Source organism: Paenibacillus sp. KS1, from assembly GCF_001680695.1.
GTDB classification, from domain to species: domain Bacteria; phylum Bacillota; class Bacilli; order Paenibacillales; family Paenibacillaceae; genus Paenibacillus_B; species Paenibacillus_B suaedae.
Genome location: NZ_MAIS01000051.1, coordinates 1 through 16,366 on the forward strand (window position 1 = coordinate 1; position 16,366 = coordinate 16,366).

The window sequence follows — 16,366 nt, forward strand, 5'->3', positions numbered from 1 at the left end:
AGCTGTCTGATTTAGTGTTGACAATCCAATTGTTACGCTGTAGTTAGTAGTGCCGCATGTTCGCAACCGCAACCGATAAATGGATGGAAGTTATTATTTTGCTAGCAGACCCTTCTTATAGAAGTGGTGCCGAAAGCCAATCGGTGCGTCCTCAATAATCGCAATTGCTTCATAGCCATACTTTTTGTAAAATTCCGGCGCCTGAAAGCTGAACGTATTCAAGGTTATGAAGGTGCAGTTCTTTTCTCTGGCGATGCGATCTGCTTCCTGCAGCAATTGCGCGCCATGGCCTTCTCCGCGATGTCCTTCATCTACCCACAAAATATCGATCTCCATCCAATTCCAACATACGATACCGTTAAGTCCGGCGATAATTTCGCCTGTATCATTTTTGACACAAAGATGAACCTCTTCGAATCTAACATTTGGGACAATCTTTTTATTGAACTCAATCAATTTATTTCGTACATATTCAGCTTCCTCGGTTGTACCACGTGAAACACTGTAGTTATCTGGCATATCTCATAGCCCCCATCTTTCATAGATTAGTGCCTTCATTTCTGCATGAGCTCAAATAGCATATATCTTGAGTATACACGAGTATCATCCAAAACAAAGTGCATACTTCGATTCAAAAATGACAGTGACCCTGAATCCTTCCATGTCATTATAAAAAATGATCGATTCTGAGCTCAGCCCTGTTGCTCCCACTCTTCGCGCAGCATGCCCATACGAATAGAATCGTAATATAACCCATTGTATAACCGGCACTTTCGAAGTCTCCCTTCGCATGTCATGCCAAGCTTTTCGGCGACCCTTATCATCCTCTCGTTGCCGGACCAGGTCGTCAGACCGATTCTTACGAGCGGCAGTTCGGCAAATAAATGATCGATCCATAAACGCAATGCTTCTGTTCCGTATCCTCCATTCCAATACTGTGGATTATAGATTACAATGCCGATCTCCAGCCAATTGGATGGCTTGTGTTCCCAGTAATAGCTCACAAAGCCGATTATCTCGCCGTTCACTTCTATTAACATTTCAGGCGTAGGCTTCGGATCCATATCTAAAAATCTCGTCATCTCTTCTTGATATTCTTCATAACTCTTGCTCTCAAGAGGATAGTACGGAGCGTCCCACTTCTTCCATTCCGGCTCTGCTTCACCGTATATGAACGAGTATAATTGATCTATATCGTCTAATGTAATATTGCGTAAACGAACTCTACTTCCGATTCGAACAACCTGCTTTTCATTCATTCCCTCTCACCTCATTAATAGGATGTCATTACACGCTAAGAAATTTCGTCCCCTCATCCTTCCGATTGCCGACGATATTTCTTGTTTACAACATACACTTTATCCCAGCGTTAAGGTCAAGCATATAAAAGGCAGATACATAAAGCTCCATGTTAATTTCTTCTGCATTGAAAAAGTCCCTACTCACATCAGCGATGCTTGATGTACGTAAGGACTTTTGGATTTGCACATACGACGTTACCTTCGTTGCTGCTTACAACAACTTGCTCTATGGATGTTGGCGGTTGACACTACCGACCCGGTCTCTACTTCGTAAAACGAACAGTATGTGTACGTCCCTTGGCTCCCGCAGTATTCACCGTCAGTTTAATCGAAGGCTCTGTCTGCTGCACCGTAATCGTTGAATCCGCCGATGCCAGCCTCCACCCCTTGCGATTCAATTCCATCACGACTTGCGATTGGTTCTGGGTTGGATCGGATACGGCAATGACCAGCTCCGAATCCGTCTCCTTCACCAGTGCGGAGGCCGGTTGCTTGGACGCTATTCCGTCCACAACCGCAGGCAACCAATAGTTGATCGCAGTTATACCCAGCTTATGCTCGCGAACAGACTGCACGCTCGTACCATTGCTCAGCACGGTAATGTCCGGTGCTTGGCTGTAGTGAAGCGTCGCTTGCGCATCATAATTCGGCAGCAGCACATACGAATAGGAGCCGATATTCGGATTCGCGCCATGATTGAAGGCAAGACTGACATACTCTCTCGTAATCGGTGATGCAGAGCCGCCATTATTGACGTCCTTCCACGCTCCCGTACGGGCCTCGCGCTTGCCTTGAAGCATAGCTGCTTTCGGGAAATAGTATCCAATATTCCCCTTGCCGTTTCCGTTTAAATGAGCCCATGACACGTCAGAAAACTTCTCCGACCACCCTGGTTGTACCGGTAGAACGGTACCATTTACAGTTAGTGCCCCACTACCTTCACTTACTTTACGGTTATCGACAATCGTCTCGACTTGACGCCCATCCCCGCCCGTAATGCCTGTACCAAGCGCCACGATTTCATTGTCGAAGGCAAACCATGACTTCTTTCCTGTTAAAGAGCTGTTCTCCACAGCCAGTTCCATCCCGGCTGCCCCATACTGACCATCGAGGGAGGCTCCGCCTACCCATGATTTTGGACTAAGATAATATTTCCAATCACGCAAGGGACTCGATGATCCGTCTGTGGTCGTGCCCGGCAATCGCAGCATGTCCGCAGTAGCCCAGTAACCGTCGCTGTACTGGGTAAGGTCGTCATTGTATAAGTAAGTCATACCATTGCCCGTATGCCATGCTTTCTTGTTCTCTCCATTGCCGTACTCATAGCTCGCTATTCGCTTGGAAGACATACTGATACCGAAGCCAAAGTCTGGCCGCAAATGAATGACTCTATCCATGCCGGCAAATACCTGATGCTTGACCAGATCTTCCGCTGGTGAAATGGAGGAATCTTGCAGCAGGTTCTTCATTAAAGCGATATCGTATGTTCCTAGGCCAACATAGTAATTGTCGAAGGAGACATCCTGCTGAAGCCATGCCTTGACGGCAGACTTCATGCGAGTAGACTCCGCAGCAGGAGCGGCCTCGGACAGCCGCAGGATGCTCTTGATCGCGCCGCGGCCGGCAGTGTGATCGGTCGACAGTTCGCGGGATATTGCACGGCCGCGTACCATATCCATCATAGCTCCCTTGTATATAAGCGGCTCGAAGGAATCCTCAATCCAGCGGTATATGTTCGCCGCCTGCGGATCGATAACCTGCCATGGCGATCCATTCAGCAAATAGAGCATCTCGGACAGCCGATCCAGCAATACCGTTCCATAGCTGCCTGTATATGCAATGACATCGTGCTGCACGAATGAGCCGTCCGCATAGAAACCGTCCCCCCGAGTTACATATGGGAATACCGGATTTATCGCGTCTCGGCCTTGCATCAGCTTCGCATCCGAAGCACCCGTCGCTCCTCTTAGGATCACAACGAAGGCCTTGTCTACTAGGTTAGCGCCCGTTTCGATAAGGCTGGGCTGCACCGTTCTTCTTGTCGGGTCTGGGACAAACGCATCAATCGCGCGATTGTAGCTGTTGATTTGATCAACAGACAGATCCTCGAACAGCAACACCGTAATATCGTTCAAATATTGCGGAGAGCCGATCTCCCAATCCCACCAGTTTTTATAAGGAGCGACACGCTCATTGTAGCGATTGGCATACATCCAATCGAGTCCGCTCATGAGATCTTCGCGCAGCTGCGGATCGCGATACAGCGACGAGCCTTGCGTAGCGTATGCCAGCGCCATTTGCCGCAGGCGTTGAAATGCCCCCGTTACATGAGCCGATTCGGTGCGGCTAGACAGATCACTCCATAGCGAGCTGCGATCTGCCTGCTTGTTCATCGTATTCCAGAACCCAGTGCCGCTGCCATTGCTTACATTCTCCACTAAAGAAGCAATCGCCGCATTCATATCCGAATCCGCCGAATGATAACTGGTATTGCCGGTTAATTGCTGAATGCGCTTGTCGCGCACAGCCTTGAATTGTGCGGCATCAGCTAGAGGATCGATTGGATTGCTGCCGCTACTACTTAGGCGAATCGCATCGTACCATGCCTCCCCAGCCGCACTCTCATAGAACAGTTCCACCTTCAACCGGTTTGCCTGCTGCGGAATGGACAGTTCCAAACGCTGCTCCGTCCAATCATGCGTTCCGAGCAGCGGCGATGAGGATGGACCAGAACTGATTTTATCATTCGAGCTGTTCAAATATTGCGTGCGAATAAAAGCCCCGCCGTAAGAAACACTCGACTGCAAGTCCTTAGTCCGCAGCCAGCCCGTGAGTGTGTACGTTTCGCCTGGCGTTACGTCAACGATTTGCAGAACGTCTGCCCGCGCAGATTCAGCACTGCTGATAGTAAGCGACCGCTCCCCTTCATAATAGATATCCGGATCTAAGGAAAGGCTCGGCTCGCCGGATGGAACCCACTCACTCCAGTAGCTGGGCTGTATTTCGCTCCAATGTCCCCCTGCAGGCTGTCCCGCTTCAAAGCTGCCGTTAAGCAGATTGCCTGCTTCCGCTCTAGCATTTGGCAGTCCCTTAACGGGAATTAGAGAGCACAACAAGAACACCGCTAACGTGACACGAATAATGCGATGTGGCCATTTTTTCATTATGTATTTCCTCCCAATGATTTGATGATATAATTGTAAGCGTTATCATAATCGGATAGCTCAACTATAACGATCCGCCCAAAAGGAGTGTGTGTCTTATTTTGACTTCATTGTGCATAATTTTGCCCAATGAGAAATAGGTCAGCATACATACTGCATTTCTGCCTCATGTACGCCAACCTCCGTCTCTGATTACTAAGCATATTGATTTCTTCTACTATAGGATAGAACATGCCTTGGCACAGGATATAATTCTGACTCCTAAATGCATTTTTTTGACTTTCACACAAAAAAGCCGGCTTTCCGAAATCGGCTGCACGTTTGTACAGCATAACTTGAAGAAACGACTTTTTCAAAGATATATGCGATTAATTGCCCGTATACCATCGTTAACTATGATCTTCAATACTTGATATTTTCCCGCTAGTGAATGTAAAAATGGATTTCCCTGTTAGCTGAACCTTATCCCCAGCCTTCAATCCGGTCGGAAGATCAACAGCCAAGATGCCTTCGTAGTCAATATCTACTTCAATGCGGCCGTCACTGGAAATATATTGTAGAATGCTTTGTCGGCGACTCGAAAATAATCCCGCTGATTGCTGTGCGAGCTGTTGGAAGGGTTCAATTCCATGTGTCTCTATAGTTACTTTTCCATTGGCAACATTCCGGAATACGATGTCTGGATGCAGCAGCTCGACCATCCCTTTTATATCGAATGAATTATAAACTCTCACATATTCCTCAATGCAAGCAACTTCCTCTTTTCGATTCACCGACATCCCTCTCTTCATTAAGACTAACTCCGTTTGAGTCTTGCTGATCTTTATGTCATACAGCCATTTTATTTCGTGGAATCCCTGCTCATTCCAGGCCGCGATCTGTTCGCTTTCCCCTTATCTCCCAACTCGCAGAAAATAATGGGAATACTCTTCATCTCTCTCGAACCCATTACGCTCATACAAACGCTGTGCCTGTTCATTATCAATGGCTGTCGACAGCTCAAGTCCTTTGGCATTCATCTGTAGTGCATAGTTCTCCGCTGCCTCCAACAGGAGTTGTCCAATCCCCTGCTTCCGATGTTCAGACCGCACAAATAGATCATTGAGGATATAAGTTCTCTCCATCGAAATGGAGGAGAAGGAGGGATATAATTGCGTAAAACCAGCTATTTCCTTCATATCATGATCTCGGGCTATAAAAACAACCGATTCTCGATGCTCAAACCGCTCGAATAAAAAACGACTGGCTTGCTCTACATTTGAGTCCTGACCATAGAAAACGCGATACAAATTAAATATCTCCGCAAGCTCAGGCAAATCTTCGATTGTGGCTAGCTTTACTGCGTATGCGGTCATGTTCGTCCATTCCCTTCTATATCTTCTTGCCCTTCATTATGGTTGCATACTTGCTCTCTGTCTCTTCTACCATCTCTAGTAGGAATCCCGTCTGCTTATACAACTGCCTGTACGTATCAACGCTAGCAGGATAGAGCTGCAATTTCCTATCGTTGAACTCAAACCATTCCGAATCCTTGCTTACCGACAAAATCAAATATCCGCCGAGTTTTAGTGAAGCATATAAATTCCGAAAGGCCTGTTCTTTATTCTCAATGTGCATAAACGTTATCCGAGCTCGATCTTCTCGTAATGCTCGACTACCGGGAATGGATCATAATAGTGATGCAAGAGTGCCTTCCAATCCTGATATTCCTCCGAACCCCTAAATCCAATTGTATGATCCTCTAGCGTCTCCCATCTGACTAGCAATATATATTTATTCTCTTGCTCCATACACTTCTGCAGTTCATGATCGATGTAGCCCTTCATACGAGAGATGATCTTGGAAGCCTGTTTAAAGCTTTGCTCAAACGCTGAGTCTTGCCCCGGAATGATATGTAATGCGGCCACTTCGAGAATCATATTGATTTCCACCTTCTCGCATTGAGTTATGCAATGGAATACTTCAGCGAGACCACCGTTGCTTGCTGCACGCATCCATTGGCTTCCATAATCTTTCGCATCGGAGCATTTTCGATTTCCGTTGCCCCGAGATACGATTTTGCTTGAAAGTCATGCTGCAAACGATACAGCCCGATTGTATGTAACCCTCTTCCCAATCCCTTCCCTTTATACGCAGGATGAATGCCTATCCAAAATAGGCGTCCTTCTTGGTTCGTATCTGGTTCGATATGAGGAAACACGACGCCTACGGGCTCGTTATTGAACATGTAAACGGTATACATGTTATCTACTTGAGATGGCAATTCAATCTTCATGGTATCAAGAAATTTTGCTGCATCATGCCTACTCGTATCCATGACTTCCGCTAGAAAAGCGATAGCCTTTGGTTCATTTACGGGCCAAATTTCATAGGCGGGAACAGATATGCCTAACTGTTCTCTAAGTTCCCTGGTATATATCGCTCGTTCACCAACGAGGCACATTTTTTGCTGCACGACGGGCAGCTCATGTAATAGAGTGTGAGAACACTCAAGCAATATGGATTGCAGTTTATACCTTGTCATGCTAGACAACAGCTCATTGATCAGAATATCGATTCTAGCTGCATCCTGTGTGCCATGTAACATTTCCAGCATGACAGCAGCATCGCTTTTCAGATGATGCACACCGACCTCTTTTAGCTGTTTCAATATTTCATTGATTTCAGTCATTTCATCTCTACCTTTCTTTTCTTGATGAGAGGATTCCAGCTTACCAGCTTCCTTATTCTATCTTCTTCCATTCGACCCTTATTCTAAATCTCCTTCTGCGCACACTTGCAGATAGACCTTGAAATATTGATAGATAATCATATACTTGATTAAGTGCGCAAATTTTTCCTATTTCAGCAAATGCAATTGATTTCGGACAAATCGAATGAATGACTACGGAGGGATGATGTGTTACCTACCAGAATAAAAGGCAGAGAGACATACGTAAAGTTTGTTCTCTTCACCTATATGCTGATGGCACTTGCAGGCGGACTCGCAATTGCTCTCGGTTACTCGGGGCTCACGACCAAAACAGCTTCGTGGATGTATCTATTTATTCTTATCGGAGGATGGTCTCCTACGATCGTCTCGTATTATGTTTTAAAACGAGACGGGCAAGTCTCTTCCTTGAGAGAATGGCTGCGCAATCTTTTTGACGTTAAGCACAGTCTAAAGTTGTATTTACTGCTGCCATTATTTTTGCTTCTTCATTTCGGTGTGCGAGGATTTCTCTCAGATGTTGATATCGTGATGCCTTGGTATTATGTCATTCTTTTGATACCTGCGATGGTGATTGGAGGTGGCTTGGAAGAAGCCGGATGGAGATATATTTTGCAGCCCGCACTCGAGAAGAGGATGTCCTTTATTCCTGCAACGCTTGTAACTAGTGTGATCTGGGCGGTATGGCATTTGCCACTATTTTTTATCGTAGGAACAGGACAATACGGAAAAAGTTTTCTTGTATTTACTTTTCAAATCATCGGTCTAAGCTTCGCATTGGCATGTATTCGAAAGATAAGCAATAGCGTCTGGCTCTGTGTGTTATTCCATAGCTGTTCCAACGCCTTAGCGAATGTATTTATCGTAAAATCATCCGTAATGGCAGCGATCATCACTGCTGTTGTAATGGCAGTTGTTTCGATATCGATCATCATGTTCGAAAACAACAAGAGATCGAACGTTCAACATCCTACGCGATCCCTATAATTGAAAATTAGTAAAATTCGAAAGGGACTACCCCTCAAGCGTTAGGATTACAAATCCCGCTTCTGTGGATAGTCCTTATTTTATTGACTTGTTATGAAGATAACCTTCATTCAGCTCATCTCATTAACATTTTGAATCACAATGGCCCTGCACAGGAAGGTTTTGCGAACGCATCAATAACGCTTTATGATCAAGCGAGTAGCTAATAAAGGCGAGAAGTGAGGCAGCGATTGCAACAATTCCGCCAACCCATGAGACATCGATAAGCTTCATGTTCGTCGAAACGAAGCCCCCTAATGCCGATCCGATTGCGATCCCGACATTCACGGATACGGGAGCTAACGATGATGCGAAATCTTTAGCAGACGCAAATTGTTGATTCGCCAGATCAATAAAGTACAGCTGGATCGTTGAGGTCATGGTGTACATGGCTAATCCAATGAATGAAATACTAATCAGTCCCGCAATAAGCGATTGGGATGTTGCATACAGCGATGCAAGAATGACGGCTTGAATGAGAAATACGTAGCGCAGCTTGGCGATCCCGTTGCTTGCAGCCAATTTCCCACCTATTAGTGTGCTGAAGACGGTGACGATCCCATAGAGCAAAAAGACGAGTCCAATAAACTGTTCCGGTACCGCTAACACTTGTTGGAGAAAAGGTGATAAATACGTGTATACCGTATATGTCGCCCCAATGCTTAATGCTGGAATCAGGAAGGCGATAATGACACGGGGATTGGCGGTGAAGCCAACTTGCTTCCGCAGCGAACTGCGCATGCCCTTCAATCCCTTAGGAATCGAAACTGAGCTCGCTAGCAGAGACAAGACGCCCAATCCCGATGTAAACCAAAACGTCAGATGCCACCCGCCCCATTGGCCGATATACGTACCAAGCGGCACCCCGACGACACTCGCAACCGTGAAGCCTGTGAATATGATGGCAATGACTGTACCCCGTTTGTCAGCAGGAACCGATTCACTCGCAACCGCCATTGCCAGCGCAATTAGTACTCCTGTTACGATAGCTGTTATGAGCCTGGATATAAAAAGCAGCGCATATGTCGTAGACAAGGCAGTAAAGATATTGCCGATGATAAATATTCCAAGCAAAGTCAGCATGAGCGGGAATTTCGAAAAGCGGCTAAATACAGCCGTTAAGATTGGTGTGCCAATGGCAAAGGCGAGTGCAAAAGCAGATACGACAGCACCCGCAGTCGAGATTGCGATATTCAGATCTGTCGATATTTCCGCCAGCAATCCAACAATGACAAATTCACTCGTACCTAATACAAAGGTAAGTGCAAATAAATTCAATGTGAGAAGCCTTTGATATCTGGTCAAGGCTTTCACTCCTTTTCTACGTAATTCTACTTCTTCGTTATACTCGCTCAATGGCAATTTGGATTTCCGCCACGTGAGCTTCTATATCATTGTTTTGGTCATGCGGCACACAAATTTCGCGCCTCGGCTCATTTTCTACCATGCGATACCCATTTTGTTCAATCCACAGCGCCACCTCTGAGCTTGCTGAACATGGAGTTGTTGTCGGACAATGATGAATTAGTGTGGCCATCATCGGGATTTCCGGCAATCGTTTTACTATAAAAGGCGCACAGCTTGGGATATCTTGCGTTAGCACGCGCGCCACTTCAATGTCGATATTGTCCTCGCATTCCTCGCAGCTATGCCACAGTGTTAATTTTGATAGCAGTGATTGACCATAACTCTTCACATAATCATCCAATAGCCTAAATAGCTCAGGAATTTGCTCCAATGAGGCTTTTTGTCGATAAGAGGCCACCAACTGAGATTCGCCCCGCTTCAGAACGACGTCATGTACCGTTGAGACCTTCCCTTCATACTCGATACATTCTAGGCGAGCCTTGATCCGATCCAGCTTAGCCTGTTCTTTTTCCAGAATGGACTCGATCTCGCTCTGCTTCAAGCGGAACATCCCCCTGACTTGCTCAAGCGGGATATGCTCCCCCATCAGTTCGCGAATCTGCTCTAACGAAAAGCCAAGCTCTTTATATCCCAATATGCGATTAAGCTGAAACATTTGATCTGCCGTATAGTATCGATAACCTGAGAATTGGTCAATGTGAGCTGGCTTGAGCAGGTTCAATTGATCATAATAACGAAGCGTCTTGACAGACACCTGACTGAGCTTCGAAAATTCGCTTATTTTAAACATTCATGTTCCTCCTGGCAACAAACATTCCTTGCTCTTCTGTTCTGTACCGAGTATAACGTTCCAGTTAAGGGGAGAGTCAAGGGATCAATTTTCATGCTGCTTGCACGATAAAACCCAAGCGTTGTGCAATCTTACAGACTGCGCATCGCTTGGGTTTCGATCACGTTCCTATTGTTCAGAAAATAAACGATAAAACTGAGGGCAAGATCTTGAGCGGGGTGGAGCAAATCCGGCCGCAGCTAAGACTTTCGTTCAATTTATGATTGGCTGACAAACCGCATCGGAAGGATTCGCTTTACTATGAAACACTAATCTCCCTTTTACTTAATTTTCTAAATGCAGCGTAATCCTGATCGGACTTAATAAAACTTAATATTTTTTCGGCACACTCTGTTGGACTCAACTCTTCAGTATTTACTTCAAGGTCATATTCAGTAAAAGAATATATTTTGTCGTACTGGGAATTTGCGAGTCCAATCTCTCGATCTCCTCTGATTTGCTCTCTTCTTGTGAGTTCTTCTTTCGAGCATATTACACCTACAAATAATGTAGGATAATCACAAAGTACATCAAGATAATCATTAAACCGCATGTCATTGTCGATTACGGTATCGACGATTACATTCAAACCCATTTCTGAAAACAATTTAATTGTTGCATAGTACACTGAGTTTATGGGATCAAAAATGATTTGTCCGATATTATCCACTTCTTTTTTAGGTTCAGTATCTGGAAATTTATTATTAATAAAATCAAAGTAATTATGAAAAAAATCATCTATGGATAAATGATGAAAAGGAATCTCTTTCTGGTTTTTTAGTTCCATAGAAATACTAGTCTTTCCTGAACTTGAAGTTCCGTTCAAAAACACAATTAGTCCTTCCTTCAAACGAATTCACCCTCACATATAAGATTTGCGTATCATTCAGACAACGTTATATTCACAACATTCATTAAATCTTAACCTAAGTACTAAGAAAACACTTTATTTTCTTCTGCCGCCTATGATGTTGTTTAGTTTACAGGCGCACCAATTTCAAGAGCCACTTGAAGCACGAGCAAGGCTAATTCATGCTCCTGAATGACAAAGGGGACTTCGTTCGGCTCCACCCAAATTCGTGTTGTCGTTTCATTCTCTCTGGAGAACGGATGACACTTCGTAATATCCATTCGATAGAACAGCTGATACCCGATAAGCGGGTATTTGCCATTCGGATCGTATAGTGGATTCTCCTCTGCGCTTACTTCAATCATGCCTATATATTGAATCGTCCCTTCTACGGAGCCTTCTTCCAGTGCTTCCCGGTGGAAAGCCTCCTCCGGCGTTTCCCCATTTTCCACATGTCCACCTGGCAAATTAAAGCCTCTTCCCGCTACATTTACGAGCAGAACTTTATCTTTGTGGAAGCAGCATCCGTGTACGCTCGTTACCTTCGTAATATCCGGTGCTTCTTCAAAAGGAATCCACGTCAGCTTCATATGATGTCCGTTCCAATCGACATAAATGGTTTGTTCTCAACATCGCTTGCTCCCCCAAGTGACGGCAGCCCTTAACAGGTATGGGCTGCGCGTTCATTTATATCTGCACCTTCCGCTTAGCCTGAAACGGATACATCTTGTACTCGCCATTACCAGATGAATATTTCAAGATGTTCCAATCATCCGGCACCCCATTGTAATACGCGCCAATGCATCCAGTCGTACAGCGATGACCAGCAATTAAAATATTCACTTCTTGGAGACTTTCGTCCTCCATCAGCTCATTCATGAATGCAAATACCCTCTTCGCATAACTGCGTGGTTCTTCGACTCCTCCATATACATTGGGATCAGGAATCCCCCCTAGCAGCTTTACCTCATTCTTTAGCAGACCATCGGCTTCCCCTAAATCATACACATCCAGTCTTGAATCAATTGTGGGATTTATCCCTGTCGCAATCTCTGCGGTCTGCACAGCTCTCTCTTGCGGCGAGGAGAATACGTAATCAAATGTAATCGGTTGAAGACTGTCTCGCAGCTTCTTATCGCAGCTTCAATACTCCTGCATCCTGCTCATTCCACACCCCGAATGCCTCAGAGAGATTATCATCCCAAAACATCGGGAGCCTCTCCTTCAACCCTTCTGACAGCGGCAAATTCGGCAGTTCATCCTTGTCCACCCAATATATAGGGCCTTCCTCCGTCCGCTCTATCAGTTGTCCTTCAAAAATGCTCGTCCGATAGCTGAAGACGAAGTATTTATCGCCTGTTTCATTGTTGTACCAATAGACGATTCCACATAGTTTCAAGTCGGATACCGTAAGTCCTGTCTCTTCTCTCATTTCTCGAATCGTGGAATCTACCAGACTCTCTCCTTCTTCCACATGACCTCCTGGAAACGAAAGGCCTTTCCACGATTTCACACGTTCCTGCACCAATACCCGATTTGTGTCAGGATCATAGATCATGCACATATTCGTCAACTCAACCTTGGACATACTTACAATCTCCTCTTTCTCGTATGCAGCAATTTACTACTCAATAATAGATATGTATACAACCCTACTGACCTTAATACGGTCTCCTAAACCTCTTCACCCGCAGGGCATCTTCTATGATCACATCACCCAGTCCTCGTTCCTTATACTCTTCAAGAATCTTTACGAAAAGTCGACTGATCAGAACGCTGTCTCCCACTGCATCATGTCTGGCTATGTCCGTATCGTCAATCTGATAGTACTGGATGAGGAAATCAGTTGAGGGGATATCGGCAAGCTCTGGATGAATGTTCGTGAACATGGCCTTCGTATCCAATACGAGATTGTTAATCATCGGCAATCCGGCTAGTTCACATTCCTTGCGCAACAGAGGAATATCGTATTCATAACCCGCCTGCGTCACGAGAATTCGTTCGCCAATGAACTGCGTAAATGCCTCATAGACCTGAGCAAAATCTGGCGCTTCATGAATCGCCTCATTCGTGATTCCCGTAAGTTCTGCAATATGTTCAGGGATTGGCTTCGGCGAACGCACAAGTGTTACAAAGGGTTCCTCCTCCTGAATCCCCCTTGCATCCATCTTCAATGCACCTATTTGAGTAATATGGTCGAGATGATGGTCGATGCCGGTTCCTTCAAAATCAAACACACAATACTGCTGATTCATAATACCCTTAATCGTTAATCCACTTAACTCATATTCTTCATTGGAAATGTTAGATATGTTCATTGGTGCCACCTCTCTATCGAATTAACAATATTATACACTCGATATGCAATCGCTTACTAGAAGTCCTAACCAAATAACCGGATCAGTCCACTCCTCCAACGGAGCGACTGATCCGGCTCATCATAAACGTTTTCCCTGTATCCTCAAATGGTACATGGAATTCTTCCCATCTTACTATCATACACTGCTACTTCACCTTACGTATACTCTATTCATGAAGCAAGCTTTCCTTACTCGAAGCATCTCAGCAGTTCCAGAGCTTCTTCATGATCTGGCTCCAGTACCAGTGCTTCGCGAGTGTACTTCAGCGCTGTGTCCTCCTGACCGAGCTCATAGCAGCAAATCGCCAAGCAGAATATTACAGTCGCAACAGGATCATCATCACTTGCTACTGACGTCTCCAAGAACTGCTTCGCATCCTCATACATCCCCATTTCAAAGAGGATCAGTCCTGAATCCAGAGCCACGTCATACTTCTGTTCCATGAAATAAAAAGCGGACCACATGATGTGAATACCCTGCTGAATATCGAGCATCTCCTCATCGTTGGCGTCAGGGAGCAAGCTTGAAATTTGCTTCGCACTCTGTATGAAAAATTCCGCGTCATAGCCGCCTAGTCTCCAGAAGGCTAAAATATGCTGCAAGTCCATCGTATCCAGATGCCGATCCACCCACACCTTCAGACTGAAGAAATCATCCGGCCCGAATCGTTCAATTCCTTGACGATACGCTAATCGGGTATTCACATAATTGTTGGGATCCTCCAGCATGAAGATGCAACCGACATTAATATCCTTATAATGATTCGGCGGGAACAGCGCCAGAGCGCCTCTCTGCTCAAATGCATATTGGAACGCATGATAGTTCGCTGTCAGTGAGAAGCTGCCGCCGTGGTGAACGATTTCAGGCGGGTCATTAAACTTCCAGTTATCCAGTCTATGATCGCCTTTATCCGCAGTAAGCAGCACAAATCCCTGCTGGGACAACTTATTTAGTCTATCCAAGCATCTCAATCCTACCTCTGGGAACAAGACATGAGAATCCTCAAGCTCCTGCTGGTACAGCGCGATTACTTCTCGATAGGGATAGGCTTCATCTTCGTATGCCGGAGCACGGCGATGCTCATAGGTCAGCGTCATATTTCTAAGCGGATCTACTGGAGCAGTATCGTCCTTTTCCTTGAACTCAACGAGAACATCACATTCATAGATCTCGCCATTTCCTACATAAATCAGCTCTTGCGGGATACTGTCAAAAAAATAGTTCGCCAAAATAAGCAGCGGCTGTGTCAAATCGCCTGGACGAATCGTTTCTTGAGCAATGTTGAGATTCAATTCCTTATCATGAACTGCGTCGTATGTGGCAAAGTCGAGTATCCCCTGTTCCACGAAGCGCTTCAATTGAGGATGCTCCCGCCATCCTTCCACATTTTTGGCAGCTAAATCCGTCATTACATACCGGAATGGGGGCAGCAAGATTCCTGCATCATCACGAAGTTCACACAGCTTATGAAGAATATGAAAGGCAAGCCTTCCTGCTCCCGCTCCCAGTTCCATAATGATAACGGGTTCCGAGCGCTCTCCACGTTCAGCCCGATCCCGAAGAAAACCGAAAATAATGTCCGCATATCCAGTAGCGATCATCGGATTGCTTGTGATGTATTGGGGCACCTGATCATTATTCCATGCCTTGAGCCCTTTTCGTTCGTAGTATGCACGCTGCAAATCCCATATTGGTGCTTCGCTAAAGCGGTATCGTTGTTGTCTATCTTCCATTCCTTGCAACCCTGCTCTCTATATGTCATAGTAACCGTGCCAATCATCTATAACTTACTCCTTGTTGGCACGGCAATCGTAACCGAATCTATCTTATGAATGGTACCATAATTACCGCCAGAACCAAAATCTAAGTTGTTAGTTTAACCGCGATAAAAAAAGAGAACCCTCACAAGGTTCTCCTCCGATACGCTGATCCCTACTTCGCAACAAGCTCGCCAAGCACATACTTCTCAACAACCTTGGCTACGCCATCGTTCATATTCGTATCCGTTACATAATCCGCTAACGCTTGGATATCTGCTGGGGCATTTCCCATCGCTACACCGAGACCAGCAAACTTAATCATGGCAACATCGTTATAACTGTCGCCCATCGCAATGACTTCCTCCTGCCGAATTCCTAATTTCTGAATCAGCTCATGAAGGCTAGTGCCCTTGTCTACACCATGCTCGGTGAATTCCAAGAAGAACGGTTTAGAGCGCATGACACTTAATTGCCCCTCCAGCTGCTTCTGCAGTTTCTTCTCGATAATGGCAAGCTTGTCCGCATTCCCGACCATCAACACCTTTACGACAGGCTGCTGTACTGCATCTACGAAGCTATCCACTTCCAAGATCGGCATGCCAGTAATTTCGGATTCCTTCTCTACGAATTCATTGCAAGCTTCCGTTACAATATCATCGCCCACATAGGTCAAGACAGACATTTCCTCTTGCTGGCTAAGCGCGTATATATCACGAACCGTTTCTACTGGCAGCGTACTGCTGAACAGTTCTTCTTTCGTCGAGAAATTCGTAATCTTGGCACCGTTAAACGATAAAATAAAGCTGCCGAATCGATCCAGCTCCAGTTCCTGTGCAATGTCAATCATCGCATAGGTTGGTCGCCCTGAGGCGAGCACTACCTTCACCCCAGCGGCTTGTGCATCAAGAAGCGCTTGCTTGGTGCGCGGGGATATCGTCCGATCATCACGCAGCAATGTATCATCCAAATCAAGTACGATCATTTTATAGTTCATCTGT

The 16,366-nt window shown here is 45.5% G+C and carries 18 protein-coding genes; 1 reads left to right on the forward strand and 17 read right to left on the reverse strand.

Features of this window, described 5'->3' with window-relative positions; translation table 11 throughout:
- Positions 1-93: 93 nt before the first annotated feature.
- The 8 genes from BBG47_RS17135 to BBG47_RS17170 all read right to left on the reverse strand — a co-directional run bounded on the left by BBG47_RS17135 (position 94) and on the right by BBG47_RS17170 (position 7,136).
- Complete coding sequence (locus BBG47_RS17135) at positions 94-519, reverse strand: GNAT family N-acetyltransferase (protein ID WP_065292695.1); 426 nt, start codon at positions 517-519, stop codon at positions 94-96.
- A 173-nt stretch (positions 520-692) separates the two neighbouring features.
- Positions 693-1,259: a GNAT family N-acetyltransferase gene (locus tag BBG47_RS17140; protein ID WP_065292696.1), complete on the reverse strand. Its 567-nt coding sequence runs from the start codon at positions 1,257-1,259 to the stop codon at positions 693-695.
- 305 nt (positions 1,260-1,564) lie between these two features.
- A complete protein-coding gene (locus BBG47_RS17145; protein ID WP_065292697.1) occupies positions 1,565-4,465 on the reverse strand; it encodes a polysaccharide lyase family 8 super-sandwich domain-containing protein in 2,901 nt (966 codons plus the stop codon).
- Between the two features lie 389 nt (positions 4,466-4,854).
- Positions 4,855-5,238 (reverse strand): nuclear transport factor 2 family protein, encoded by a 384-nt coding sequence (locus tag BBG47_RS17150; protein ID WP_254659845.1) that lies wholly within the window; start codon positions 5,236-5,238, stop codon positions 4,855-4,857.
- A 120-nt stretch (positions 5,239-5,358) separates the two neighbouring features.
- Entirely contained in the window at positions 5,359-5,820 is a 462-nt protein-coding gene (locus BBG47_RS17155) for a GNAT family N-acetyltransferase (RefSeq protein WP_065292698.1), read from the reverse strand.
- 16 nt (positions 5,821-5,836) lie between these two features.
- Positions 5,837-6,082 carry a class I SAM-dependent methyltransferase gene (locus tag BBG47_RS17160; protein ID WP_065292699.1) on the reverse strand — a complete coding sequence of 82 codons (246 nt, stop codon included), beginning with the start codon at positions 6,080-6,082 and terminating at the stop codon, positions 5,837-5,839.
- A 5-nt stretch (positions 6,083-6,087) separates the two neighbouring features.
- The gene (locus BBG47_RS17165; RefSeq protein ID WP_065292700.1) at positions 6,088-6,384 is read right to left on the reverse strand and encodes an antibiotic biosynthesis monooxygenase family protein; all 297 of its coding nucleotides are present in this window, start codon (positions 6,382-6,384) and stop codon (positions 6,088-6,090) included.
- Positions 6,385-6,410: 26 nt separating this feature from the next.
- The gene (locus BBG47_RS17170; protein ID WP_251489081.1) at positions 6,411-7,136 is read right to left on the reverse strand and encodes a GNAT family N-acetyltransferase; all 726 of its coding nucleotides are present in this window, start codon (positions 7,134-7,136) and stop codon (positions 6,411-6,413) included.
- A 228-nt stretch (positions 7,137-7,364) separates the two neighbouring features.
- Here BBG47_RS17170 and BBG47_RS17175 point away from each other — a divergent pair, with 228 nt between their 5' ends.
- Positions 7,365-8,162 (forward strand): CPBP family intramembrane glutamic endopeptidase, encoded by a 798-nt coding sequence (locus BBG47_RS17175; RefSeq protein ID WP_065292701.1) that lies wholly within the window; start codon positions 7,365-7,367, stop codon positions 8,160-8,162.
- A gap of 123 nt (positions 8,163-8,285) precedes the next feature.
- Here BBG47_RS17175 and BBG47_RS17180 read toward each other — a convergent pair whose 3' ends face one another.
- From BBG47_RS17180 to BBG47_RS17220, 9 genes are all read right to left on the reverse strand, one after another.
- The gene (locus BBG47_RS17180; RefSeq protein WP_368072454.1) at positions 8,286-9,515 is read right to left on the reverse strand and encodes an MFS transporter; all 1,230 of its coding nucleotides are present in this window, start codon (positions 9,513-9,515) and stop codon (positions 8,286-8,288) included.
- A 28-nt stretch (positions 9,516-9,543) separates the two neighbouring features.
- The gene (locus BBG47_RS17185) at positions 9,544-10,359 is read right to left on the reverse strand and encodes a MerR family transcriptional regulator (protein WP_065292703.1); all 816 of its coding nucleotides are present in this window, start codon (positions 10,357-10,359) and stop codon (positions 9,544-9,546) included.
- 298 nt (positions 10,360-10,657) lie between these two features.
- Positions 10,658-11,248 (reverse strand): chloramphenicol phosphotransferase CPT family protein, encoded by a 591-nt coding sequence (locus tag BBG47_RS17190; RefSeq protein ID WP_065292704.1) that lies wholly within the window; start codon positions 11,246-11,248, stop codon positions 10,658-10,660.
- Positions 11,249-11,373: 125 nt separating this feature from the next.
- Complete coding sequence (locus BBG47_RS17195) at positions 11,374-11,838, reverse strand: NUDIX domain-containing protein (RefSeq protein ID WP_065292705.1); 465 nt, start codon at positions 11,836-11,838, stop codon at positions 11,374-11,376.
- A gap of 97 nt (positions 11,839-11,935) precedes the next feature.
- Positions 11,936-12,376: a histidine phosphatase family protein gene (locus BBG47_RS17200; RefSeq protein WP_083189387.1), complete on the reverse strand. Its 441-nt coding sequence runs from the start codon at positions 12,374-12,376 to the stop codon at positions 11,936-11,938.
- A 4-nt stretch (positions 12,377-12,380) separates the two neighbouring features.
- The gene (locus tag BBG47_RS17205) at positions 12,381-12,836 is read right to left on the reverse strand and encodes an 8-oxo-dGTP diphosphatase (RefSeq protein WP_065292707.1); all 456 of its coding nucleotides are present in this window, start codon (positions 12,834-12,836) and stop codon (positions 12,381-12,383) included.
- A 73-nt stretch (positions 12,837-12,909) separates the two neighbouring features.
- Complete coding sequence (locus BBG47_RS17210) at positions 12,910-13,566, reverse strand: 3'-5' exonuclease (protein WP_065292708.1); 657 nt, start codon at positions 13,564-13,566, stop codon at positions 12,910-12,912.
- 230 nt (positions 13,567-13,796) lie between these two features.
- Positions 13,797-15,341, reverse strand: a complete 1,545-nt coding sequence (locus tag BBG47_RS17215) for an SAM-dependent methyltransferase (protein ID WP_065292709.1) — start codon at positions 15,339-15,341, stop codon at positions 13,797-13,799.
- A 199-nt stretch (positions 15,342-15,540) separates the two neighbouring features.
- A complete protein-coding gene (locus BBG47_RS17220; protein WP_065292710.1) occupies positions 15,541-16,362 on the reverse strand; it encodes a Cof-type HAD-IIB family hydrolase in 822 nt (273 codons plus the stop codon).
- Positions 16,363-16,366 lie beyond the last annotated feature (4 nt).

Excerpts from the sequence above, each read along its gene's own strand:
- BBG47_RS17220 (WP_065292710.1), bottom strand. The coding sequence starts at position 16,362 with ATGAACTATAAAATGATCGTACTTGATTTGGATGATACATTGCTGCGT.
- BBG47_RS17215 (WP_065292709.1), bottom strand. The coding sequence starts at position 15,341 with ATGGAAGATAGACAACAACGATACCGCTTTAGCGAAGCACCAATATGG.
- BBG47_RS17195 (WP_065292705.1), bottom strand. The coding sequence starts at position 11,838 with ATGAAGCTGACGTGGATTCCTTTTGAAGAAGCACCGGATATTACGAAG.
- BBG47_RS17140 (WP_065292696.1), bottom strand. The coding sequence starts at position 1,259 with ATGAATGAAAAGCAGGTTGTTCGAATCGGAAGTAGAGTTCGTTTACGC.
- BBG47_RS17155 (WP_065292698.1), bottom strand. The coding sequence starts at position 5,820 with ATGACCGCATACGCAGTAAAGCTAGCCACAATCGAAGATTTGCCTGAG.
- BBG47_RS17160 (WP_065292699.1), bottom strand. The coding sequence starts at position 6,082 with ATGCACATTGAGAATAAAGAACAGGCCTTTCGGAATTTATATGCTTCA.
- BBG47_RS17210 (WP_065292708.1), bottom strand. The coding sequence starts at position 13,566 with ATGAACATATCTAACATTTCCAATGAAGAATATGAGTTAAGTGGATTA.
- BBG47_RS17185 (WP_065292703.1), bottom strand. The coding sequence starts at position 10,359 with ATGTTTAAAATAAGCGAATTTTCGAAGCTCAGTCAGGTGTCTGTCAAG.
- BBG47_RS17135 (WP_065292695.1), bottom strand. The coding sequence starts at position 519 with ATGCCAGATAACTACAGTGTTTCACGTGGTACAACCGAGGAAGCTGAA.
- BBG47_RS17145 (WP_065292697.1), bottom strand. The coding sequence starts at position 4,465 with ATGAAAAAATGGCCACATCGCATTATTCGTGTCACGTTAGCGGTGTTC.
- BBG47_RS17170 (WP_251489081.1), bottom strand. The coding sequence starts at position 7,136 with ATGACTGAAATCAATGAAATATTGAAACAGCTAAAAGAGGTCGGTGTG.
- BBG47_RS17165 (WP_065292700.1), bottom strand. The coding sequence starts at position 6,384 with ATGATTCTCGAAGTGGCCGCATTACATATCATTCCGGGGCAAGACTCA.
- BBG47_RS17205 (WP_065292707.1), bottom strand. The coding sequence starts at position 12,836 with ATGTCCAAGGTTGAGTTGACGAATATGTGCATGATCTATGATCCTGAC.